Raw genomic sequence first — 21,023 nt, 5'->3', positions numbered from 1 at the left:
TTGTGGTGCGCCAGCCCCGGCACCTCAGTACGACCCGCACCTCCGTACGACCCGCACTTCCGTACGACCCGCCGAACCGATGGAGCGGCCCGCATGCGCAGCCCCGGCATCACCGCCCTCCCCCACCGAGCGGCCGCGGACACCGTTCCGTTCCCCGGCGTCCCCCGGGAGCGTCCCCGGCGCCACCCGCCGGCGCCGCCGGGCGCCTGCCACGGCAGCGGGCCGGATTCGCCGGTCGTCCGCCCGGCCGGCCCGCGGTGAGCGGCGGAAGCGGGCCCGTGCCCGCCGGGCGGCGCGCGAGGGAGCCGCGCCGGCCTGCCCGGGACCGGCCCACCGGCACCGACAGCGCCGCCCTGCCCGTGCCGTCCACCGCGCCGCCCGCGGACGGCCTGGCGCCCGGTGTCGTCATCGCCACCCGCAACCGCTCCGCCCGCCTGGCGCAGACCCTCCGCCGGCTGCTGGCCCTCCCCGAGCGTCCGCGCGTCGTCGTCGTCGACAACGCCTCCACCGACGACACCAGAGCCATGCTCGCCCGCCTCTTCCCCCAGGTCGACGTGGTCGCCCTGCCGGTCAACCGGGGCGCGCTCGCCCGGACCGACGGCGTGCGCGCCCTCGACACCCCCTACGTCGCCTTCAGCGACGACGACTCCTGGTGGGCGCCCGGCGCGCTGGGCGCCGCCGCGCGACTGCTCGACGCCCACCCGCGGCTCGGCCTGCTCTCCGCCCGCACCCTCGTCGGCCCCGACGAGGCCCCCGACCCCCTGAACGACGTCCTCGCCGCCTCCCCGCTCGGACCGGCCGCCGACCTGCCCGGCGTGCAGGTCCTCGGCTTCCTGGCCTGCGCCGCCGTGGTCCGCCGCAGCGCCTACCTGGACGCGGGCGGTTTCCACCCCGTGCTGTTCTTCGGCGGCGAGGAGACCCTGCTCGCCTACGACCTCACCGCCCGCGGCTGGGGCGTCACCCACTGCCCCGAGGTGATCGCCCATCACCACCCGGCGCCGGGCCCGCGCACCGGCCGCCCCGCCGTCGTACGCCGCAACGCGCTGCTCACCGCGTGGCTGCGCCGCCCGCTGCCGTACGCGCTCGCCCGCACCCGTGACCTGGCCGCCGACGCCCGCCGTGACCCCGCCGCCCGCCGCGCCCTGCGTGAGGCCCTCGCCCGCCTGCCCGCCGCGCTGCGCGCCCGCCGTCCCCTGCCGCCGCACGTGGAGCGCGCCGCCCGTGTGCTGGAGAAGACCACCGGAGACCCGGCATGACCGACGACCGCACCACCGTCGTGATCATCACTCACAACCGCCGTCCCGAACTGCTGCGCACGCTGGGCGAACTCGCACAGCTGCCGGAGCAGCCCCCGGTGATCGTCGTCGACAACGGCTCCGCCGACGGCACCTCCGAGGCGGTCGCCGGCCACCACCCCTGGGCACGGCTGCTGCGGCCCGGCCGCAACCTCGGCGCGGTCGGCCGCAACCTGGCGGTGCGCCAGGTCCGCACGCCCTATGTCGCCTTCTGCGACGACGACTCCTGGTGGGCGCCCGGCTCGCTGGCCGGCGGCGCCGACCTCCTCGACAGGCATCCCGCGCTCGGCACCGTCACCGCCCGGATCGTCGTCGAGCCCGAGGGCACCGAGGACCCCATCGTGGAGGAACTGAGGGAGTCGCCGGTGCCCGGGCCGGGCTGGCTGCCCGGACCGGCGCTCGGCTCGTTCCTGGCCGCCGCCACCGTGCTGCGTACCGACGCCTTCCGGGCGGCCGGCGGCTTCCACCCGCGGCTGTGGCTGGGCGGCGAGGAGGAGCTGCTCGCCGTCGACCTGGCGGCGGCCGGCTGGTGGCTGACGTACGCCGACCACCTGACCGTCCATCACCACCCCTCGGTCGTCCGGGACCCGACGCTGCGGCGGCGGCACGGCATCCGCAACACCCTGTGGTTCACCTGGCTGCGCCGCCCGGTCCGCCCCGCGCTGCGCCGCACCCTGCACCTGGCGCGTACGGTGCCGCGTGACACCGCCAGCCTGCTGGCCTTCGCCGAGGCCGCCGCCGCCCTGCCGTGGCTGGTGCGCGAGCGGCGGGTGCTGCCGCCCTCGGTCGAGAGCCGGCTGCGCCTGCTGGAGAATTCCCAGCGCCGCTCACGGGCGCGCCGCTACACGGGCTGAGCCGGATCCCGGCCGCGCCCGCGCCGCGCCCGCCGGGTCACCGGGCGGCGCGGGGCGGGTCCAGCAGCTCCAGGAGGCGGTCGGCGCCGTCCTCGACGACGCCCTCGCGGAAGTCGGTGGCGATCCGCCGCGCGCTCACCCGGCCGTCGGTCAGGCACCAGTGCCACCAGCGTTCCAGCCCGGCCGGGTCCAGGCGCTCCGCGGGCAGCACCGCGGGCCAGCCGCAGGCGCGGGCCTGGGCGGTCACCTTGGCCCCGCCCTCCACCGGGTCGACGGCCAGCGCGGGAACGCCGGCGCGCAGCGCGAGGACGAGTCCGTGCAGCCGGTCGGTGACGACGAGGTCGAGCCGGGAGAGCACCGACTCCAGCTGGGCGGGCGTCGCGCACAGCCGCCAGTCGCGGGTGTCGAGGCGGGTGTCGAGTTCCAGCCGGGCGCAGTCCTTCTGCGCCAGCCAGTGGGTGACCTGCCGGGCGACCTGGTCGTGCCGTCGGCGCGGCCCGTACTCGTGCTGGCCGTGGGTGAGGACCACCCCGACGACCGGCCGGGGCGGCAGGGCGGGGGCCCGGGCCGCCAGGTCCCGGCCGGGCTCGGCGTCCGCCGCGTCCCGGGCCAGCACCCGGTGGAACCCGGTCACGGCGGGACTGCCCGGGGCGACCACGGAGACCCCGACCGCGATCCGCGGGCAGTGCGCGAACCTGCGGTGCAGTTCCTCGATCTGCCGCCCGTGCAGGGGGCCGCACACGAAGACCAGGTGGGAGTAGTCCTCGGGCCGCGCGTCCGCCAGCCGGAGGGCCCGGGGCCGGAAACCCGGGCTCCAGGCGACGTCGTGGGCGATGCCCGAGGACCGCAGGACGTGCCGCACCCGGTCCAGCGCCAGCACGTCCCCGGCGGTCGCCTCACCGTGCAGAAAGCTGAACCACCCGGTCAGCAGCAGTCTCCGGCGTGTGTCCGGGAGTGCTCCCGGCAGTTGTTCGCGCACAGTGCGACCGGGTTCCCGGCGGGACCGAACGGCAATCAGCGGTAAAGACGAGGTGACTCGTCCGGCCGGACGAACCGGCGCCGCACCACTCCGTTGCCGTAACGGCCCGGATCACTCGTTGTCGAACACCGCCTTCTGGACGTCGTTCGGACCGTCGAACTCGTCCGTCGGGGCGTCGGACAGCTTCTCGACGAGGGTGTCGTCCGCGCCGTTGTCCTTGGCCAGCGTGACCAGGTCGTCGCGGCTGGCGGGGTAGTTGGCGCCCTTGAGGGCCTTCTGCAGGTCGATGGGGCTGATGCTCGCCATGGCGGTCTCCTTGCCGTTGTGATGGCTTCCGACGCGAGATCCGGCGCACCGGGGCGGCGGACAGATGCATCGTGTACATACCGGGGCGGTCTCCGCATATCGACCGTCCCCGGAATGGCGCCACCGGCGACCGGTGCCGAAAAGCGGGGTGCTCAGCCGAAGGCGGTGAAGGGGCGCTCCTCCCGCTCCGCGGCGTACCCCGGCCGCAGACCACTCCAGTCCAGTGCCTGCCGCGCCCGGCGCTGCACGTGCTCGGCGGCGCTGCGTGACTCGGCCAGGACGTCGCCGCGCTCCTTGACCAGACGGCCGTAGATCGGCGGATGCTCGGATATCTCTCCAGCGCTCATAGCCCCTGATCTTGCCCGGTCGCCGATGATCTGTCAGGTCGGCTCCAGGAATCCTGTACGGTCGGCGGAGTGCGGATGCCTCCGGATGACTCGGCGTCAGCACCGAAAGTGCAGTTCAGGGGCTTGTCTTCGGCTCCCGGCGGTCAGCGGGCGGGCGGGGTGGTGACCTCGGGCGCCGTCCAGTTGCGCAGGAGCTGGAGTGCCTGGGCGGTGCCGGAGGCGGGTTCCACGTTGTAGACGCACAGCGTCTGCTCCGTGTCGCCGGGGACCTGGAACGACTCGTAGGAGAAGTGCAGCTCGCCCGCGACCGGGTGGACGTAGTGCTTGGCGCCGTGGGTGCGGCGCAGCACCTTGTGGTCGTTCCACCAGGTGGAGAACTCCGGGCAGCGCAGGGTGAGTTCTCCGACGAGGTCGGCCAGCTGGCGGTCGTGCGGGTGGCGGCCGGCCTCCAGCCGCAGGATGGCCACCGTGTCCGAGGCGATCGTCTCCCAGTCGCCGACGCGCTCACGGGCCTGCGGGTCCAGGAAGTAATAGCGGGCGAGGTTGCGCCGGGTGGCCGGCAGGGCCTCGAAGTCGGTGAGGACGGCCCTGGCGAGGTGGTTGGCGGCCAGCACGTCGGTGCGTCGTCCGATGATGAACGCCGGCACGTGGCTCAGTGTCTCGAGCATCAGGTACAGACCGGGCCGGACCCGCTGGGGACGGCTGGGGGTGCGGCGTGCCGTCTGCGGGCCGGGCAGCAGCAGGTCGGTGAGGTGCTCCCGTTCGGACGGGTCGAGCCGGAGGGCCCGGGCCAGGGCCTCGACGACCTCGGCGGAGGGATGGCCGGCCCGTCCCTGTTCCAGGCGGGTGTAGTACTCGCCGCTGACTCCCGCCAGGCGCGCGACCTCGTCCCGGCGCAGACCCGGGACCCGGCGGACCCGGCCGTCGGAGGGCAGCCCGGCCTGGTCGGGGCTGATCGCGGCGCGGCGGGTGCGGAGGAAGTCAGCGATCTCTTTGCTGCGGTCCATGGTCCCAGTGTGGAGCCACCGGCGCGCCTCGGGCCGCCCCTGGGTGGCCCTGGCGGTACCTGCCTGGGCAGGGCCTGTCACGACCGCCCGGCGCGGGCGGCGGGCTGGTGTGCTGGAGACGTGCCCGGGAGCAGCCCGACGGCACGCCAGCCACTTCGTCCGGAAGGTACCGACACCATGTCCACGCTGTCCCAGCCGATCACCGTCAACCCGCTCCAGGGCCGCGTCGCGGTCGTCACCGGCGCCTCCAGCGGCATCGGCGAGGCGACCGCCGAGAAGCTGGCCGAGCTGGGAGCGCACGTCGTCGTCCTGGCACGCCGGGCCGAGCGCCTCGGGGAGCTGGTCACCCGGATCGAGAAGAACGGCGGCAGCGCCCTGGCCGTCGCGGCCGACGTGACCGACAGGGCGACCGTCCAGGCGGCCGCCGACCGGGTCGAGGCCGAACTGGGCGGCGCGGACCTGCTGTTCAACAACGCCGGCATCATGCTGCCCGCGCCGGTCGAGGAGCTGGCGACCGACCAGTGGCAGCACCAGATCGACCTGAACATCACCGGCCTGATGAACGTGACCGGCGCGTTCACCCCGCAGCTGGTGCGGGCCGCCGGCGAGCGCGGAGTGGCCGACCTGATCAACAACTCCTCGATCGCGGCGCAGAACATCTTCCCGAACTTCGCCGTCTACTCCGCCACCAAGGCCTACGTCACGCACTTCTCCCGCCACCTGCGCGCCGAGCTGGGGCCGAAGAACGTCCGGGTGGCGGCCGTCGAACCGGGCATCGTCGGCACCGAGTTGCAGAGCCACGTCACCGACGAGGGCGCGCGGGCCTGGCTGGCCGGCTCCAAGGAGACCATGGAGTGGCTGACGCCGCAGGACATCGCCGAGACCATCGGCTTCCTGGCCTCACTGCCGCCCCGGGTGAACCTTCAGCAGGTCACCATCATGCCCACCGCCCAGACCGCCTGAGCCCGCGCCCCCGGACGGGCTGACCCCGTGACCGCCCGCCCGACCCCGTGACCGCCCGGACCGACCCGGGCCCGCAGGCCTCCGTGCCCCGGGGGAAACGGGCCGGCCGGGTGGGCGGTATCCTCCAGCGTCCGCTCCGCGACCGGACATCCGGGAGGGACCGGCGGAGCGCAGGGGACCAGCGGGGGACGAAGGGGACACGAACGTGGGGGAATCCATGCTCCGAGGGCGAGTCGCCGCGCGAACAGCCCTGACCGCACTGGCACTCGCCGCGCTGGCGGCCACCGGGGGATGCGGCTCGGCGGACACCGGGAGCGGGGCGACGGGGAAACCCGCGGCGTCGGCCTCGGCCACGGCACGGCCCGCCGCCCACGCCTCCGCTCCGGTCCCGGAGGAGGCCCAGGGCACGAAGGGGGCGAAGGCGTCCGCCGCGGCCGCCCTCCCGGACGGCTACGACCCCTCGCGCGACGCGGCGGCCGACATCAAGGCCGCGCTGACCCGCGCCGCGGGGACGCACCGCGAGGTGCTGATCGACTTCGGCGCCGACTGGTGTGCGGACTGCCGCTCGCTGCAGACGCTGTTCGCCTCCGGGAAGGTCGCCCCGCTGCTGCGGGAGAACTACGTCGTGGTGCCGGTCGACGTGGGCGAGTTCAACCGCAACCTCGACGTCGCCTCCCGCTACCTCGACCTCTCGTCCAGCGGCATCCCGGCCCTCGTGGTCCTGGGCCCGAAGGGCACCCTGCGCACCGCCACCGACGACGGCTCGTTCGCCAACGCCCGCACCATGGACGCCGGTCAGGTCGCCGCGTTCCTGTCCACGTGGGCGCCCGGCGGCGCGCGGTGAGGACGCGTCGACGCGCGTCGCTCGTGCCGGGGGCGGTGGTGGCGGCCGGGGCCGTCGTCCTCGGCGGCTGTACGGCCGGCCCCGCGCCGCACGCCCCCACCGCGAGCGCCACCGCCAACGGGGTCACGGTGCGGGTCACCCTCCGGGCCGGCGAGGGCGGACGCGACCGGATCCGCGCGACGTTCACCCCGCGGCGAGCCGGTTTCCACGTCTACGGCATCGACCTCCCGGACGGCGGGATCGACGGCCTGGGCATTCCGACCAGGCTCTCCGTGCGCGGCGCGCTCGCCCCCGCCGGGCGCCCCTCGGCCGACCGCGCCACCCGGCTGTTCCGTCCCGCCGGGCTCACCACCGAGCTGCCGGTCTACCCGGACGGCCCGGTCACGTTCACCCTGCCGGTGCGGCGCACCGGGTCCGGCCGGGCCGACGTGATCGTGAGCTACGGCGCGTGCAGCGCGGGCCGCTGCCTCGTGCCCGTGCGGAACGAGACGATCCGCCTCGACCTGCGCTGAAGGTCAGCGGCCCTCGTCAGCGGCCCTCGTACCGCGTCGTGTGGTCGGGGCCGTCGGCCAGGAAGGCGGTGACGGCGCGACGGTGGTCGGCGGTGCCGGCCGTCCGGGCGGCGAGCGCGGGAAGGCCGGCGTCGGCGGCCCGGACGCCGCCGTCGAGGCAGCTGCGGACGACCTGCTTGGTGGCCGCGTGGGCCCGGGTGGGACCGGCGGCCAGGCGCATGGCGTAGGCGTGCGCGTCGGCGTCGAAGGAGTCCGGCGGGAAGAGGGCGTTGACCACTCCCCAGTCGGCCAGCACCGACCCGCGGTACAGGTCGCCGGTCATCACCAGCTCGCGGGCGCGACCGGGTCCGGCGCGCTCGGTCAGGCGCTGGGTGCCGCCCATCGCCGGGGTGAACGCGACCTTCCGCTCGACCAAGCCGAACCGCGCCTGCGGTGTGGCGACGACGAGGTCGCAGGCCAGGGCGAGTTCGAAGGCCGCGGTCAGGGTCAGCGAGTGCGCCGCGAACACGGTCGGGCAGGGCAGTGCCTCCAGGGCCTGCGTGATGCCCAGCCGGGCCCGCCAGAAGGCCTCGGCGTCCTGCGCGTCGAGTCCGGCGAAGATCCGCACGTCGACGCCGGCGCTGACGACGCGCCCCTGCGCCCGCACCAGCAGCCCGCGCGGAGGATGTGCGGTCAGCCAGGCCACGGCGTCCGCCCACGCGTCCCACATCGCCTCGTCGAACAGGTTCATCGGCGGGCTGTGCAGGGTGAGCACGGCGAGCGGGCCGTCGGACGTCAGCCGCAGGACCGCCTTGTCGCCGGTGAGGGACGACGGCAGCGTCATGAGACGTTCCGGAAGATGCTGATCGCGTTGTTCCCGCCGAAGCCGAAGGCGTTGTTCTGCACGTGGCGCAGGTCCGGCACGGCCAGCGGCGCGCCGGTGACCAGGTTGAGGTCCAGTTCGACGTCGTCGGGGTCCACCGCGGTCGGCGGCACCAGGCGGTGGCGCAGGGACAGGCACGCGGCCACGGCTCCGGCCGCGCCGGCCGCACCCATCAGATGGCCGATGGTGCTCTTGATCGCGGTGACCGCGGCCCGCGGGTACTGCTCCGCGAAGATGCCGCCCTCGATGGTGTCGTTGGCGCGGCTGCCGGTGCCGTGCGCGAAGATCACGTCGATGTCGTCGGCCTTCAGGCCGGCCTCCTCCAGGGACCGGCGGTGGCAGGCGGCGACGCCTTCGCGGTCGGGGGCGGTGGGGTGGCTCGCGTCGTTGCTGACGGCGGTGGCCAGCACCTCGGCGTAGGGGGTGGCGTCCGGGCCCAGGGAGCGCTCGGTCTGCAGGACGAACATGCCCGCGCCCTCGGACGGCGTGACGTAACGCCGGCTCCTGGTGAACGGCTTGCAGGGGGTGGGTCCGATGGCCTGGAGGGTGTTGAACCCGATGATGTTCTTCTCCGAGTAGGGGTCGCAGCCCCCGACGACGGCGGTGTCCGCGACGCCCGCGCGCAGCATCTCCAGTGCGCAGGACAGCGCCACGTTCGCGGAGGCGCAGGTGCTCTGCAGCAGGTAGGCGGGGCCGCCGGCGCCGACGGTGCGGGCCACGCCCTGGGCGATGGAGTAGCTGGAGAATCCGCCGGTGCGGTCGATGTCCCGGCGTCCGGCGACCATGTCCTCCAGCGCCTCGGCCTGGCCGTCGCTGCTGCCGACGCAGACGACGGCGCCCCGCAGCGTCCCGTCCCCGGGGGCGAGTCCGGCGTCCCGCAGTGCTTCGAGGGCCGCGAACTCCGCGAACAGGGAGGCGGCGCGCGGGCGTTGCCGGGTGACGTCGTCGACCTGGGCGAGGGCGGCCTCGCGGGCCTCCCGCGGTACCCGGCCGCCGAGGATGCCGGGTTTCATGCCGGCGTAGAGCGGGGGCAGTTCCTCGAAGAGGCCGCGGCCCGCGCACAGGCGGTCCCAGAAGGGCCCGGTGCCCGCGCCGGCGGGCGAGATGACGCCGAGTCCCGTGATGAAGACGCGTGCTGCTTCCTGGTTCACGAGGTCCTCCCGTCCGGGCCGGTCACCGGCTGCCGGGTCACGGTGACGTGGGCGTACCGGCCGTCCGGGGCACGGCATTCGAGGACGGCCCGCTCGGCGGGCCGCAGCGCGTGGACGAGGTCCAGGAAGGCGCGGGTGGCGAAGGCGCTGTTGCGCTCCGCGAAGTCGGCACGGGCCACGTCCGTGCCGCCGTCGCGGCTCGAGGCGCCGCCGGGGCCACCGGTGGCGGTCCGGCGTACGGTGCGCAGCGGGCCGGGGTGCGGCTCGTCGGCCGTGCCGAACTCGAACGCGGCGCCGAGTTCGCCGCCGCTGTGCAGGAACGCGTGGGCGACGCCGTCCCGGCAGGTGACGTCCGGGGTGTCGAGCAGTGCGTCCTGGACCGCCTCGGGGGCGTAGACGTCACCGACGAGCAGGCGGCTGACCTCGGAGCGGCCGCGGTCGAGGGACGACAGCGCCTGCCACAGCGCGACGACCGGTGTGAGCACCCCCGCGTTGACCGTCATGTTCCGCCCGGTCGCGCCGATGCGGAGGTTGACGAAGGCGGCCGCCGAACTGGACGTGGCGTTGGGGAAGTACTGGGCGGACAGCAGGCGTCCCTTGGCCGCGGCGTCCCGCTGCAGACGGGCCAGGGCGGCGGTGTTGCCGTACTCCGTGCCGATCACGACCGTGTCGTCGGTGCGGTCGCCGCCGGCGGCGACCGCGCCGGGCTCGTCCGGCCGGCTCAGCACGAGGTACAGGCACGTCCGGGTGAAGGCGTCGCGGAACTGGTCGCCGGCGGTCCCGACCACCTCCTGCCAGTCGGGCGGCAGGCCCTGGGGGTCATCCGTGCCGTCCGTCGGGCCAGGCGCGCACAGCGTCACCGGGCCCAGGGAGAACTCAAACAACACAACTCTCCGTGGCGCTGGTTCGGGTGGGCATGAGGGAGCGCGGACGGTCAGCCGCCGACCTGCTCGCTCACGTGCCGCTGAAGGTCACCCACCGTGACGAGATCGCGGGAGAATTCGTCGCCGAGTTCCACGTCCAGAACCGCTTCCACCTGGACGACGACATCGATCAGCTTCAGGGAATCGATGTTGAGATCCGTCTTGAGGTCCTGGTCCGCCGTGATCTCGAAAGAGTCCGGAAGTTCGGCGATCTGCTTCAGTACCTCGGAAATACGACCGTCGATGACGCTGCCCGACATTTTTCCCCCATTTTTTGGTGACTCACTCGATGCTCACGGACACTAATCACGGGGCGAGCGGCGTGTCAATGAAACGCCGGGCGAACTCCACGCCCCCGGTGAAGTCGGTATCCGGACAGGATCGTATGCGATCCGGCCGCCGCCGGTGCCCCACGGGGCGGGCACCTGACCGAAAACGCGTCGGTGCCGGGTGACTGGAAATCGCCGCAAGGGTTGGTATTCGGCCAGATGCTCCGGCCACGGGATGGAAGAAAACCAGGCGGCCAACGGGGTGGCCGACATATTTTCGGCCAGTCGGGCTCCCGGAAGGAAACCTCGTGACCCGTGTCACGTTGCGGGTAGGTGTCGGGCTCAACTAGGTTCCGTAACTCGTTGGTGCCATTCGTAAAACGGGGGATAGTTCGCTGTGCCTGCAAACCCTTCACTTCTCGCCCGCCAGGGTTATGACCGCTGGGACCTCGGAACCGAATTCGGAATCGACGAGGAGAACGCCGGCTACAAAGCTCTCAGGGCCGCCTACGGGGATCTCCCGGAGGATCCGTACGCCATCGGCTCGGGCCGGTACCGCCGTTACGCGCGAGGCGTCTTCCTGCCCTGGTCCAGGGAATTCTTCTGGATGCCGGCCACGGAGAGCCAGGCCCGCGAGGGCATGAACGGCTACTACCAGGGCGACAACAATCCGGAATACGTCAACGTGACGCGCGACCTGCCCGCCATCAGCGCGGAGGTCTGCGCCAACAAGCTGCTGCTGGACATCATCCAGTTCGACTTCTCGCAGACCCACTGGAGCGAGGACGACGCCGTCTGGCCGCTCTACGTCGGGGTGCACCTGATCAAGCTGCACATCGAGGACGCGGACGCGGAGGCCGTCTCCTCCCCCAACGAGCTGCACCAGGACGGCGAACCGTACGTCTTCGCCCACCTGATCTACCGGGACAACGCCGAGGGCGGCGCCAACCTCATCGCCACCCCGGACTACCGGGGCAAGCAGCCGCACGACGTCCCGCCCGCGGACCGGCTCGCCGAGTTCCAAATGGAGCGCCCCCTGGAGGCGTACGCCATCACGGACCACCTCGTCAGCCACTACGTCGGTCCCATCCGCAAGGGCGACGACGACCGGCCCGGCGAGCGGGCCATCCTGCTGGCCGACTGGGTCCCCATGCGCCACCGCATCTGAGAGGTGCACCACATGAACGGTGTGCGTTACCGACATGAGCGCCCCGTGGGTGCCGGGGCCGCCGACGAACTGCGCAAGGCCCTGGGATTCCACTACGGGGACGTCACGGTGGAGCGGCTGGACAAGGGCGTCGACGTCGTCGTGGCGGCCGGCCCGTCGCAGACCGAACTCGGCGAGATGGTCCGCCACTTCCTGCGCGGGCACCGCGACGTGGCGGCCACGGTCGTCGCCGAGCACCCGGGGCGTCCCGGGCTGTCCTGCGGCCTGCCCGACGACCACCGGATCGCCGTGGCCCGCGGCGCCTACCTGCACGGCCCCGAGTGGACCGCGGCGATGGACCGGGTGCGCCGGCTGTGCCGGGAACGGCTCGCCGAGGCCTTCGGCGCCCCGCTGCTGGCCGGGCCCGCCCAGCTCTCCCGCGACGTCCTGGTGCGGGCCGGGTACTACCAGAAGTTCCCGAACCTGGTGAACGCCGTCGCCCGCGTGCGCGACCACTACTGGGACGGGGTCACCGTCGCCCAGCTGCGGCCGGGCCAGACGGAGGCGCTGGACTCGTTCTACCGGCCGGCCGAGACCGTCCTCACCCCGGTGACCTGCTACCACGTGTACGCCAACGCGGCCGAGCTGAAGGACCGCTACGACACCGGGCTGTTCGCCATCGAGGGGCCGGTCTTCCGGCACGAGTCGCACAACCACACCGCGACCCGCCTCGGCGAGTTCAGGATGTTCGAACTCGTCCGGCTGGGCAGCGCCGCCGAGGTCGCGGACGACTTCGAGCGCATGATGAAGGCCTTCACGGACTTCTTCGCCGAACTCGAGGTGCCGCACCGCATCGTCAGTGCCTCGGACGCGTTCTTCGGGGACGCGCCGACCATGACCCGCGAGGCCCAGCTGCTCAACAAGAGCAAGTTCGAGGTACGGGTCCCCCTCGGCGACGGCGAACTGTCCGTGGCCAGCGTCAACGCGCACGGCGACGTGTTCGCCGACTCCTTCGGACTCCGCGCTCTGGGGGCCGAGGCGACCTGCTGCGCGGGGATCGGCCTGGACCGGCTCACCTACGCCCTGCTGTCGTACGGCCTGCTCGGCACGTCCGCCTGACCGGCCCGCCGCCGAAGCCCGACCATTGAGGAATGAGTTCCATGGAAGACCTGAAGAGGGTCGTCGACGACCTGCTGGAACAGCTCGCCCAGGCGCGGGACGTCCCGGCCGACGCCGAACCGTCGCGGATCATCGTCAGCTCCCTCGACCAGATGCGTTTCCTGGTCGGCCTGGAGGAGCGGCTCGACGCCATGCTGGACGTCGGCGACGTACTGCCCTTCGACCTGTCGGACCGCGAGGCGCTGCTCAAGAGCGTCCACGACCTGCTCGTCGAATCCGGAGTGAGTCCGTGACCGGTGTGCCCGGCGGGGGTGGCCGGCGATGAGCACCGCCCGGGGGCGGCTGCTCGACCTGGGCGTGGCGCGGGAGGTCGTACGCGTCTCGGTGCCGCTGATGTTCGGAATGGTCGGCAACCTGGTCCTGATGCTGGTGGACCGGATCTGCCTGGCCCGCTACTCGGACGACGCCCTCAAGGCGTCCGGGCCCGCCGTCTTCACCGCGACCACGGTGCTCATGCTGACCACCGGGGCGGTCGGCATCACCCGCTCCTACGTGGCGCAGGCGCACGGCCGCGGTGACGACCAGGACGCGCTGGACGAGGGCGCCAACGGATTCGTCCTCGGCCTGCTGCTGAGCGCCCTGCTGCTGCTGTGCACCCCGCTGCTGATGTGGGTGCCCTCGCTCAGCGGGCAGCCGGCCCACATCGAGGAGCTGGAGGCGCAGTTCCTGGGCCTGTCCACCCTCTACGGCTCCGTCATGACCCTCAACATGGCGCTGTCGTCGTACTTCAACGGGATGGGCCGCACCCGGGTGCCGATGACCGTCGGCATCATCGGGCAGGCGGTCGGCGTCGTGATGACGTTCGGCCTGGTCTTCGGCCGCCTCGGACTGCCGGAACTGGGCATGCGCGGCTCCGCGCTCGGCACGCTGAGCGCCGTCTGCGTCATGTTCGCCGGCTACGTCGTGTGCCTGCCCAAGGGGTACGCGGCGGGCTTCGGCCGGCTGCTGCGCCGGGGCGGGCGGCGCGTCGCGCAGGTCCTGTGGCTGCGGCTGCGGCGCGGCGCCCCCGCCGGCGGTTCGCTCAGCCTGGAGGAGCTGGGCCAGACCGCCTTCGTGTGGCTGGCCGGTGTCCTCGGACCGGTCGCGCTCGCCGCGAACAACGTCGCGCTGGCGCTCAACTACGCGGCCGTCATCCCGCTGATCGGCCTCGGCATGGGCTGCAACATCCTGTGCGGCAAGGCCGTCGGCGCCGGACTGCACCGCGACATCCCGCACATCATGCGGGTCACCCTGACCGTCTGCGGCGGATACGTGGCCATGGTGGCGGCCTTCCAGATCGCCACCCCGACGCTGCTGCTGAGCCCGTTCGGCCTCGACGGCGCCGGTTCCGCCGTGACCGGCCACGCCGTGGACACCTCACGGGTGCTGTGGACGTACTCCGCCGCGTTCATGTTCTCCATGGTCGGCTCGGGCGTCCTGGAGTGCCTCGGCCTTGCCCGCTTCGGGTTCGTGGCGCGGATCGTCCTCATGTGGTGCCTGTGCGTGCCCACCATCACCGTCTTCGTACTCCTCAACCGCGGTGACGCGGACCTGCTGCCCGGCATGTGGGTGATCTTCTCCGCTTTCGAGGCGGTGATGGCCGTGGTCTGCCTGTGGCGCATCCGGCGTGCCGTCGCCAACGAGGAGAACCGGCTGCACACCACCGGGCCGGTCCAGCAGACCGCCTGACCGACCACCAGACAGAGAGTGTGGCCCCTTTCCGTGAACGTACTCATCCTCGGCCGCGAGGAAGACTGCCGCGACTACCTCGACTACGCCGGACGGCGCGGCTTCACCGTGCGCTTCTTCGACCCGCCGCAGCTGGCCGCCGCCGAGCGCGACACATGGGCGCGCACCGTCACCGACGCCGCGCGCGAAGCCGTCGACCTGACCGGCCTCGACGACGTGATCTCCTTCCACGACAGCTACCAGATCCAGCTGGAGCTGCTGCGCGGCGAACTGGGCATGCCCACCCGCGACATCGACACCCTGCTGTGCCTCGCCGACAAGACCCGCTTCAAGGCGCACCCCGCGGTCCGCGACCACATCACCCGGCACATCGAACTCGACCCGTCGGCCAAGGCCCCGGAGGCGCTCGCGGCCGTCGAGGCGGCCCTGTCCTTCCCCGTCGTGGTCAAGCCCTCGAACGGCTTCTACAGCGCGGGCGTGGTCAAGGCCGCCACCGCCCAGGAGTTCCCGAAGGCGTTCGTGCAGACCAAGCGCGTCTGCACCGTGCTGCGGGAGGGCTCCGGCCAGTCCCGGATGCTCGCGGAGGAGTACCTCGACGGCAACGAGTACGCCGTCGACGGCGTGGTCAGCGACGGCCGGATCATCCCGCTCCAGATCCACCGCAAGCTGCCGCCCCTGGTCGGTCCCCTCTTCCACGAGGTGGCCTACCTCACCGAGCCGTTCGACGCCGAAGCGGGCCGCGACTTCACCGCCCTGCTGGAGACGGTGGTCCCGGGCGTCGGCCTGGACAACTCGCCCTTCCACGCGGAGTTCCGCTTCGACGGCCGGGGCCGGCTGCGCATCCTCGAACTCGCCCCCCGCCTGTGCGGCGGCGGCACGACCACCTACCAGCAACTGCGCATATGCACCGGCCTCGACGCCTACGACCTGCTGCACCGGCTGGGCCGCGAGCCCGTCGATCCCCGGCCGCTGCACCACCGGGTGGCGCTGGAGTACGACGCCCCCATCGAGCGCAACGGCTTCCTCAAGAACACCGCCCACGCGGTCGAGGTGTGCCGCAAGAACGACGTCACGACCGTGCACCTGCACCGCCAGGACGGCCAGTTCGTGCTCGCTCCGCCGCTCAACTTCGAGACGGTCCTCACCGCCTACTTCGCCCGCGACACCCGCGAAGAGGCCGAGGCGCTGCTGGATGTCCTGATGACCGACTGCACGATCGAGACGGAAACGGAAAAGTCCTCATGAGGCCGGAGATCAAGCGCGCTCAGCACACCATCCCCGTCGGCGCCAGCTCGCCGCTGCGCGCCTGCCGCAACGTGGAGACCGACCCGCTGGTCGTCGCCGAGGCGCACGGGCAGTACCTCCACGACGTCGACGGCACCCGCTACGTCGACTTCATGTACGGCTTCGGGCCGCTGATCCTCGGGCACGCGCCGCCCGCCGTCAGCGCCGCCATCGCCCGCCAGGCCGCGGACGGCACCCTGTTCGGCACCTACTGCGTGCAGGAGATCGAGCTGGCCGAGCGCATCACCGCGACCGCCGGCCACCTGGAGCAGCTGCGCTTCGTGTGCAGCGGCACCGAGGCCGTGATGTCGACGCTCCGGCTGGCCCGCGCCCACACCGGACGCACCGGTGTCCTGCGCTTCAACGGCGGCTACCACGGCCACTTCGACCTGGTGCAGAACAAGGACGAGTCCCGGATGCGCGACGCCGGCCTCGACCCGGCCGCGATGCGTTCCAACGTCTACGCCGAGTACAACGACACCGCGAGCGTCGAGCGGGCCTTCGCCGAGCACCCGGGCGAGATCGCGGCCGTCGTCGTCGAGCCCATCGCCTGCAACATGTCCCTCGTGCTCCCGGACGAGGGCTTCCTGGCCGGCCTGCGCCGCATCTGCGACCGCGAGGGCGCGCTGCTGATCTTCGACGAGGTCATCACCGGCTTCCGGCTCACCTACGGCCCGGCCTCCAACCTGCTCGGCGTCGCCCCGGACCTCACCGCCTTCGGCAAGATCATCGGTGGTGGCACGCCCGTCGGCGCGTTCGGCGGCCGCCGCGACGTCATGGCGCTGCTCGACGAGGAGCGCGTCCTGCAGGGCGGCACCCTGGCCGGCAACCCGCTGACCATGGCGGCCGGCCTGGCCACGCTCGACGCCCTGGCCGCGCCCGGCTTCTACGAGGAGCTGGAGCGCAAGGGCGCGCTGCTGGAGGCCGCGGTGGAGCGGCACCGGACCGCGCGGGGCCTGGACTTCCGGTTCGCCCGCACCGGCAGCGTCTTCGCGTTCATCTTCGTGCCGCGCTCGGCCCCGGTCCGCCGCAAGGCCGACGTCGCCGCCCAGCCGGTCTCGCCGTACACCACGCTGTACGCGGGCATGCGCCGGGCGGGCTACCACCTGGCGCCGGACATCGAGGAGCCGATGTACATCTCCGCCGAGACGACGGACGAGACGCTGGAGGACTTCGCGGCCCGCGCGGTGGAACTCCTCGCCACGGACCCGAACACACCGGTGACCAGCGCGGTCTAGGGCCTGTCGTCCGGATCAGGTCGGCTGAGAGGACCGACGACAACGCGGCAGATGTGCGCGCCACGCCCCGCGACGCCGACATGATCGAAACGACAGGCCCCAGGGCCCGTTGCGAGGCTGGGGCGGCGACCGCGCCCGCCGACCGGACGTACTCGGGCGGTCGAGGTGCCGTTCCCGCGCCGGGCGCCGCGGGCCGGACACCGCCGATGGGCCTTCCGGCCCGCGCGCCGGCACCTCTTTCCGCGGCTCCGGCCCGCTCGCCCTGCCGACGCACTGACGGGATGTGACATGAACGACGAGGCCGGGGTCCTCCCCCTCCTCCCCGCCCAGGACAGCGTGCTGTTCGCCGAGGCGGCGCACGGACGGCCGGGCAGCCACAACCTGGCCCTGGCCCTGCGGCTGACCGGACCGCTCGACCGGAGCGCCGTCGACGGCGCGCTGCGCGCCCTGACCGAGCGGCACGCGGCGCTGCGGGTGAGCATCGGCGACGACGGCGACGGGCCGCGGCAGACGATCGCGGACCGCGTGAGCGTCACGGTCGAGGACGTCGACCTGACCGCGCTCGGCCCCGACCGCGCCGGTGCCGCCCTCGACCGGCACTTCACCGAGGCTCAGGACCGGCCGTTCCGGCTGGAGCGGGCGCCGCTGCTGCGGGCCACCCTGTTCCGCCTCGGCGAGCGGCTCCACGTCCTGCTGCTCGTGGTGCACCACAGCATCGCCGACGGCGACTCCCTGGACGTCCTCGCCCGCGAGTTCACCCCGCTGTACGCGGCCTGCGCCGAGGGACGGCCGTCCCCGCTGCCGCCGCCGGCCCTCGGTTACGCGGAGCACGTCGCCGCACGGCTGTCCGGGACCCCGGGGCAGCGGCGGGACCGTGCCATGGAGTACTGGCGCGCCGAACTCGACGGCGCGCCGGCCACATTGGACCTGCCCATGGCCCGGCTGGGCGGCACCACCCGGCGGCAGGCGGCGACGCACCGCCGGGACCTGCCGGGCCCGGTGGCGGAGCGGCTGCGGGCACTGGCGGCCGAGCACCGCGCGAGCCTGTTCTCGGTGCTCGCCGCGGGCGCCTTCGCGCTGTTCGGCCGCTACACCGGTGAGCGCGACATCGTGCTCGGCGTGCCCCTGTCCACCCGTCTGGACGCGGGCGCCGACGGCCTGGTCGCTCTGACGGTCAACACCATGCCGCTGCGCGTCAGGTTCGACACCGACGCGGACTTCCTGCCGCTGCTGCGCACGGTCCAGGGCCGCACCTTCCAGGCGCTGCGCCGGCAGGGCGTGGCCTTCCACGAACTGGTGCGGGCCGTCAACCCGCCCCGTTCCGCGGGCCGCCAGCCGGTGTTCCAGCTCGCCCTGAACCACGTGCGCACCGGTGCCGGGGCGGCGGAGGGGGCCGGGCTGTCGGTGGAGGCGCTGCCGATCGCCAACGCCACGGCCGCGTTCGAGCTGATGCTCACCTTCGTGGAGTCGCCGGACTCCATACACCTGTACGTCGAGTACGACACCGAGCGCTTCGACGGCCCCGGCGTCCGCACGCTCGCCGACCACCTGGCCACCCTGCTCGCCGGCGTCTGCGCCGACCCCCGTACGCCCCTGTCGGACCTCGACCTGATGGACGAGGACGAGCGGCGGCGCGTCGTGCACGACTGGAACGACACCGGCGCGCCCCTCACGGACGACACCGTGCCGTCCCTGTTCGCGGCGCAGGCCGCCCGGCGCGGTGACGCCACCGCCGTCGTCTGCGGCGCGGACAGCCTCAGCTACCGCGACCTCGACCGGCGCTCCGCCCGCATGGCCCGGCTGCTCACCGAACGCGGCGTCGGCGCGGGCGACTTCGTGGGCCTGGCCACGCGCCGCTCCGCGGACACCGTGGTCGCCCTGCTCGCGGTGCTCAGGGCGGGCGCCGCCTATCTGCCGCTCGACCCCGTCTACCCCGCGGACCGGCTGGCGTTCATGGTGCGGGACGCGGCTCCCGCGCTGGTGATCAGCGAGTCGTCGGCCGTCGGGAGCCTCCCGGCCGGTTCCGGCGCGCCCCCCGTCCTGCTGCTGGACGACCCGCGCGTGGCGGCGGTCCTCGACACGCCCGGTGACACCGGTGCCCCACCCGCGGTGGACGCCGACGACACCGCCTACGTCATCTACACCTCGGGGTCGACCGGCCGGCCCAAGGGCGTCGCCGTCAGCCACCGCAACGTCGCCAACCTGGTCGCCTGGGCGGGCGCCGCCTTCGGCGACGGCGGGCTGGCGCGGGTGCTCGCCGCCACGTCCCTGAGTTTCGACGTCTCCGTCTTCGAGATCCTCGGGCCGCTGCTCAACGGCGGCGGCATCGAGGTCGTGCGTGACCTGCTGGAGATCGGCGAACGCGGCGGCTGGCAGGGCACCCTCGTCAGCGGTGTCCCCTCCGTACTGGACCGGCTGACCGCCGACGGCGGCCTCGACCTGCGCGTCGACCACCTCGTGCTCGCGGGTGAGGCGCTGTCCCCGCGGGTCGCCCAGCGGCTGCGGACCGCCGTACCGGGAGCCCGGCTCGTCAACGCGTACGGCCCCACCGAGACGACCGTGTACGCCAGCGCGTCCGCCACCGGCGGCGACGGAGCGGCCCCGCGGACACCGCCCATCGGCCGCCCGCTGCGCAACACCCGCCTGTACGTGCTCGACGACCGGATGCGGCCCCTGCCCGTGGGCGTGCCCGGCGAGCTGTACATCGCCGGCGCCGGCGTCAGCCGCGGCTATCTGCGCCGGCCCGACCTCACCGGGGCCCGCTTCGTCCCCGACCCGTTCGGGGAGCCGGGGGCCCGTATGTACCGCTCCGGCGACATCGTGCTGCGCCGCCCCGACGGCCAGTTGGACTACGTCGGACGCACCGACGACCAGGTCAAGCTCCGCGGCTTCCGGGTCGAGCCCAGCGAGGTGGAGGCGGTCCTCGCCCGGCAGCCCGAGGTGGCGCAGGCCGTCGTCGTCCTGCACGAGGACCACCAGGGCGAACGCCGGCTGGTCGGCTATGTCACGCCCGCCCCCGGGGCGGCACCCGACCCGGCCCGGCTGCGTGCCGCGCTGGCCCGGCAGCTGCCCGAGTACATGCTCCCGGCCGCCGTCGTACCGCTCGACGCGCTGCCCCTGTCCCCCGCCGGCAAGCTGGACCGCGGGCGGCTGCCCGACCCCGCCTTCGGGGCCGCCGCCGGCCGCGCTCCCCGCACCCCGGACGAGGTGGCGCTGGCCGGGCTGTTCGCCGAGGCGCTCGGCCTGCCCGAGGTGTCGGCCACCGACGGCTTCTTCGACCTCGGCGGACACTCGCTGATGGCGATCCGGCTGGTCGGCCGGGTCCGCGCGCGGCTGGGCGGCGAGCTGAGCGTGCGTGACCTGTTCGAGACGCCGACCGTGGAGGGCCTGGCCCGGCGGCTGCGCCCGACGGACGCCGCGTCCGCCGGGGCGCCCGGTCCGAAGGCGGCTGCCGGTGACTTCGGTGTGCTGCTGCCGCTGCGGGCCCGGGGCGGCAGGCCCCCGCTGTTCTGCGTCCACCCCGGCTTCGGGCTCAGCTGGAGCTACGCCGCGCTGATGCGCAGGCTCGACCTGGACCAGCCGGTGTACGCCCTCCAGGCGCGCGGCATCACCCCCGGCGAGGACATGCCCGGCAGCTACCGGGAACTGCTCGACGACTATCTGGCCCAGATCCGCACCGTCCGCCCGCACGGGCCGTACAGGCTGCTCGGCTGGTCCTTCGGCGGGCTGGTCGCCCACTCGCTGGCCGCACGGCTGCAGTCCGAGGGCGAGCGGGTCGAACTGGTGGCGATGCTGGACACGGTGATGGTCGGCGACGACGAGACCGAGCCCGAGGACCTGGCGGAACTCATCCGGACCGAGACGGCCGCCGTGCGCCAGGTGGTGCCCGACGAGCGGCGGCTGCTGGCGGTCGTGGAGAACCTGATCCGGTTGCGCGACCAGTTCCGTCCCGACCGGTACCGGGGTGACGTGCTGTTCCTCACCGCCGCCGGGGAACCGAACCGGCCGGCCACCTTCAGCGAGCCGTGGCTGCCGTACGTCGAGGGTCGGCTGGTGGAGCACCGCGTCGACTGCACCCACCTGGAGATGATGAACGCCCGCCCCGTCCGGGAGATCGGCGACCTGCTCGCCAAGGCGCTGGACGCGCTCGGCACTGCGGACCCGGAGCGGGACCGGCAGGGCCGGCCGGAATGAC

The 21,023-nt window shown here is 73.5% G+C and carries 20 protein-coding genes; 12 read left to right on the top strand and 8 right to left on the bottom strand.

What is annotated here, in order from left to right; all coding sequences use genetic code 11:
* Positions 1 to 359 precede the first annotated feature (359 nt).
* Both ACZ6CZ_RS06670 and ACZ6CZ_RS06665 read left to right on the top strand, forming a co-directional pair.
* Positions 360 to 1,256 (top strand): glycosyltransferase family 2 protein, encoded by an 897-nt coding sequence (locus ACZ6CZ_RS06670; RefSeq protein ID WP_469016577.1) that lies wholly within the window; start codon positions 360 to 362, stop codon positions 1,254 to 1,256.
* On the top strand, positions 1,253 to 2,149 hold the full coding sequence (locus ACZ6CZ_RS06665; RefSeq protein WP_469015702.1) for a glycosyltransferase family 2 protein: 897 nt from the start codon (positions 1,253 to 1,255) through the stop codon (positions 2,147 to 2,149). Before ACZ6CZ_RS06670 ends, ACZ6CZ_RS06665 begins: the two co-directional genes overlap by 4 nt.
* Positions 2,150 to 2,186: 37 nt before the next feature.
* Here the strand turns inward: ACZ6CZ_RS06665 and ACZ6CZ_RS06660 are convergent, their stop codons facing one another.
* The 4 genes from ACZ6CZ_RS06660 to ACZ6CZ_RS06645 all read right to left on the bottom strand — a co-directional run bounded on the left by ACZ6CZ_RS06660 (position 2,187) and on the right by ACZ6CZ_RS06645 (position 4,788).
* The gene (locus ACZ6CZ_RS06660) at positions 2,187 to 3,128 is read right to left on the bottom strand and encodes a polysaccharide pyruvyl transferase family protein (protein ID WP_469015699.1); all 942 of its coding nucleotides are present in this window, start codon (positions 3,126 to 3,128) and stop codon (positions 2,187 to 2,189) included.
* Positions 3,129 to 3,239: 111 nt separating this feature from the next.
* Positions 3,240 to 3,434: a DUF2795 domain-containing protein gene (locus tag ACZ6CZ_RS06655; protein WP_469015697.1), complete on the bottom strand. Its 195-nt coding sequence runs from the start codon at positions 3,432 to 3,434 to the stop codon at positions 3,240 to 3,242.
* 152 nt (positions 3,435 to 3,586) lie between these two features.
* On the bottom strand, positions 3,587 to 3,781 hold the full coding sequence (locus ACZ6CZ_RS06650; protein WP_469015694.1) for a hypothetical protein: 195 nt from the start codon (positions 3,779 to 3,781) through the stop codon (positions 3,587 to 3,589).
* 143 nt (positions 3,782 to 3,924) lie between these two features.
* On the bottom strand, positions 3,925 to 4,788 hold the full coding sequence (locus ACZ6CZ_RS06645; protein WP_469015692.1) for a helix-turn-helix transcriptional regulator: 864 nt from the start codon (positions 4,786 to 4,788) through the stop codon (positions 3,925 to 3,927).
* Positions 4,789 to 4,965: 177 nt separating this feature from the next.
* Between ACZ6CZ_RS06645 and ACZ6CZ_RS06640 the strand changes: the two genes are divergently transcribed.
* From ACZ6CZ_RS06640 to ACZ6CZ_RS06630, 3 genes are all read left to right on the top strand, one after another.
* Positions 4,966 to 5,751, top strand: coding sequence for an SDR family oxidoreductase (locus ACZ6CZ_RS06640; RefSeq protein WP_469015689.1), 786 nt, complete (start codon positions 4,966 to 4,968; stop codon positions 5,749 to 5,751).
* A gap of 217 nt (positions 5,752 to 5,968) precedes the next feature.
* On the top strand, positions 5,969 to 6,595 hold the full coding sequence (locus tag ACZ6CZ_RS06635) for a thioredoxin family protein (protein ID WP_469015687.1): 627 nt from the start codon (positions 5,969 to 5,971) through the stop codon (positions 6,593 to 6,595).
* Positions 6,592 to 7,107 (top strand): hypothetical protein, encoded by a 516-nt coding sequence (locus tag ACZ6CZ_RS06630; protein WP_469015684.1) that lies wholly within the window; start codon positions 6,592 to 6,594, stop codon positions 7,105 to 7,107. The genes ACZ6CZ_RS06635 and ACZ6CZ_RS06630 overlap by 4 nt, the downstream gene beginning before the upstream one ends.
* Before the next feature lie 16 nt (positions 7,108 to 7,123).
* Here the strand turns inward: ACZ6CZ_RS06630 and ACZ6CZ_RS06625 are convergent, their stop codons facing one another.
* The 4 genes from ACZ6CZ_RS06625 to ACZ6CZ_RS06610 are packed head-to-tail and all read right to left on the bottom strand — an operon-like array spanning position 7,124 to position 10,303.
* Entirely contained in the window at positions 7,124 to 7,930 is an 807-nt protein-coding gene (locus ACZ6CZ_RS06625) for an enoyl-CoA hydratase/isomerase family protein (protein ID WP_469015679.1), read from the bottom strand.
* Complete coding sequence (locus ACZ6CZ_RS06620; protein ID WP_469015677.1) at positions 7,927 to 9,120, bottom strand: beta-ketoacyl synthase N-terminal-like domain-containing protein; 1,194 nt, start codon at positions 9,118 to 9,120, stop codon at positions 7,927 to 7,929. The genes ACZ6CZ_RS06625 and ACZ6CZ_RS06620 overlap by 4 nt, the downstream gene beginning before the upstream one ends.
* Positions 9,117 to 10,004 carry a hypothetical protein gene (locus ACZ6CZ_RS06615; protein ID WP_469015675.1) on the bottom strand — a complete coding sequence of 296 codons (888 nt, stop codon included), beginning with the start codon at positions 10,002 to 10,004 and terminating at the stop codon, positions 9,117 to 9,119. Before ACZ6CZ_RS06615 ends, ACZ6CZ_RS06620 begins: the two co-directional genes overlap by 4 nt.
* Before the next feature lie 50 nt (positions 10,005 to 10,054).
* Positions 10,055 to 10,303, bottom strand: coding sequence for an acyl carrier protein (locus ACZ6CZ_RS06610; protein WP_469015672.1), 249 nt, complete (start codon positions 10,301 to 10,303; stop codon positions 10,055 to 10,057).
* A 406-nt stretch (positions 10,304 to 10,709) separates the two neighbouring features.
* Between ACZ6CZ_RS06610 and ACZ6CZ_RS06605 the strand changes: the two genes are divergently transcribed.
* The 7 genes from ACZ6CZ_RS06605 to ACZ6CZ_RS06575 all read left to right on the top strand — a co-directional run bounded on the left by ACZ6CZ_RS06605 (position 10,710) and on the right by ACZ6CZ_RS06575 (position 21,022).
* Positions 10,710 to 11,480, top strand: coding sequence for a 2OG-Fe dioxygenase family protein (locus ACZ6CZ_RS06605; RefSeq protein WP_469015670.1), 771 nt, complete (start codon positions 10,710 to 10,712; stop codon positions 11,478 to 11,480).
* Positions 11,481 to 11,492: 12 nt separating this feature from the next.
* A complete protein-coding gene (locus ACZ6CZ_RS06600) occupies positions 11,493 to 12,578 on the top strand; it encodes an aminoacyl--tRNA ligase-related protein (RefSeq protein ID WP_469015666.1) in 1,086 nt (361 codons plus the stop codon).
* Positions 12,579 to 12,610: 32 nt separating this feature from the next.
* Positions 12,611 to 12,871 carry a hypothetical protein gene (locus ACZ6CZ_RS06595; RefSeq protein ID WP_469015664.1) on the top strand — a complete coding sequence of 87 codons (261 nt, stop codon included), beginning with the start codon at positions 12,611 to 12,613 and terminating at the stop codon, positions 12,869 to 12,871.
* 28 nt (positions 12,872 to 12,899) lie between these two features.
* On the top strand, positions 12,900 to 14,306 hold the full coding sequence (locus tag ACZ6CZ_RS06590; protein WP_469015661.1) for an MATE family efflux transporter: 1,407 nt from the start codon (positions 12,900 to 12,902) through the stop codon (positions 14,304 to 14,306).
* Between the two features lie 33 nt (positions 14,307 to 14,339).
* Positions 14,340 to 15,551, top strand: a complete 1,212-nt coding sequence (locus ACZ6CZ_RS06585; RefSeq protein WP_469015659.1) for an ATP-grasp domain-containing protein — start codon at positions 14,340 to 14,342, stop codon at positions 15,549 to 15,551.
* Complete coding sequence (locus ACZ6CZ_RS06580; RefSeq protein ID WP_469015656.1) at positions 15,548 to 16,828, top strand: aspartate aminotransferase family protein; 1,281 nt, start codon at positions 15,548 to 15,550, stop codon at positions 16,826 to 16,828. Before ACZ6CZ_RS06585 ends, ACZ6CZ_RS06580 begins: the two co-directional genes overlap by 4 nt.
* A gap of 288 nt (positions 16,829 to 17,116) precedes the next feature.
* The gene (locus tag ACZ6CZ_RS06575; protein WP_469015654.1) at positions 17,117 to 21,022 is read left to right on the top strand and encodes a non-ribosomal peptide synthetase; all 3,906 of its coding nucleotides are present in this window, start codon (positions 17,117 to 17,119) and stop codon (positions 21,020 to 21,022) included.
* The last annotated feature ends 1 nt before the right edge of the window (position 21,023 follow it).

The organism is Streptomyces sp. NPDC041135 (assembly GCF_055592085.1).
Note: the sequence above shows the minus strand (reverse complement) of the source record. Positions and strands in the feature narration are given on the sequence as shown.

Bases quoted from the DNA above. Each gene is read 5' to 3' on its own strand.
- ACZ6CZ_RS06665 (WP_469015702.1), top strand. From the start codon at position 1,253: ATGACCGACGACCGCACCACCGTCGTGATCATCACTCACAACCGCCGT.
- ACZ6CZ_RS06655 (WP_469015697.1), bottom strand. From the start codon at position 3,434: ATGGCGAGCATCAGCCCCATCGACCTGCAGAAGGCCCTCAAGGGCGCC.
- ACZ6CZ_RS06650 (WP_469015694.1), bottom strand. From the start codon at position 3,781: ATGAGCGCTGGAGAGATATCCGAGCATCCGCCGATCTACGGCCGTCTG.
- ACZ6CZ_RS06645 (WP_469015692.1), bottom strand. From the start codon at position 4,788: ATGGACCGCAGCAAAGAGATCGCTGACTTCCTCCGCACCCGCCGCGCC.
- ACZ6CZ_RS06640 (WP_469015689.1), top strand. From the start codon at position 4,966: ATGTCCACGCTGTCCCAGCCGATCACCGTCAACCCGCTCCAGGGCCGC.
- ACZ6CZ_RS06635 (WP_469015687.1), top strand. From the start codon at position 5,969: ATGCTCCGAGGGCGAGTCGCCGCGCGAACAGCCCTGACCGCACTGGCA.
- ACZ6CZ_RS06625 (WP_469015679.1), bottom strand. From the start codon at position 7,930: ATGACGCTGCCGTCGTCCCTCACCGGCGACAAGGCGGTCCTGCGGCTG.
- ACZ6CZ_RS06610 (WP_469015672.1), bottom strand. From the start codon at position 10,303: ATGTCGGGCAGCGTCATCGACGGTCGTATTTCCGAGGTACTGAAGCAG.
- ACZ6CZ_RS06600 (WP_469015666.1), top strand. From the start codon at position 11,493: ATGAACGGTGTGCGTTACCGACATGAGCGCCCCGTGGGTGCCGGGGCC.
- ACZ6CZ_RS06595 (WP_469015664.1), top strand. From the start codon at position 12,611: ATGAGTTCCATGGAAGACCTGAAGAGGGTCGTCGACGACCTGCTGGAA.
- ACZ6CZ_RS06590 (WP_469015661.1), top strand. From the start codon at position 12,900: ATGAGCACCGCCCGGGGGCGGCTGCTCGACCTGGGCGTGGCGCGGGAG.
- ACZ6CZ_RS06580 (WP_469015656.1), top strand. From the start codon at position 15,548: ATGAGGCCGGAGATCAAGCGCGCTCAGCACACCATCCCCGTCGGCGCC.
- ACZ6CZ_RS06575 (WP_469015654.1), top strand. From the start codon at position 17,117: ATGAACGACGAGGCCGGGGTCCTCCCCCTCCTCCCCGCCCAGGACAGC.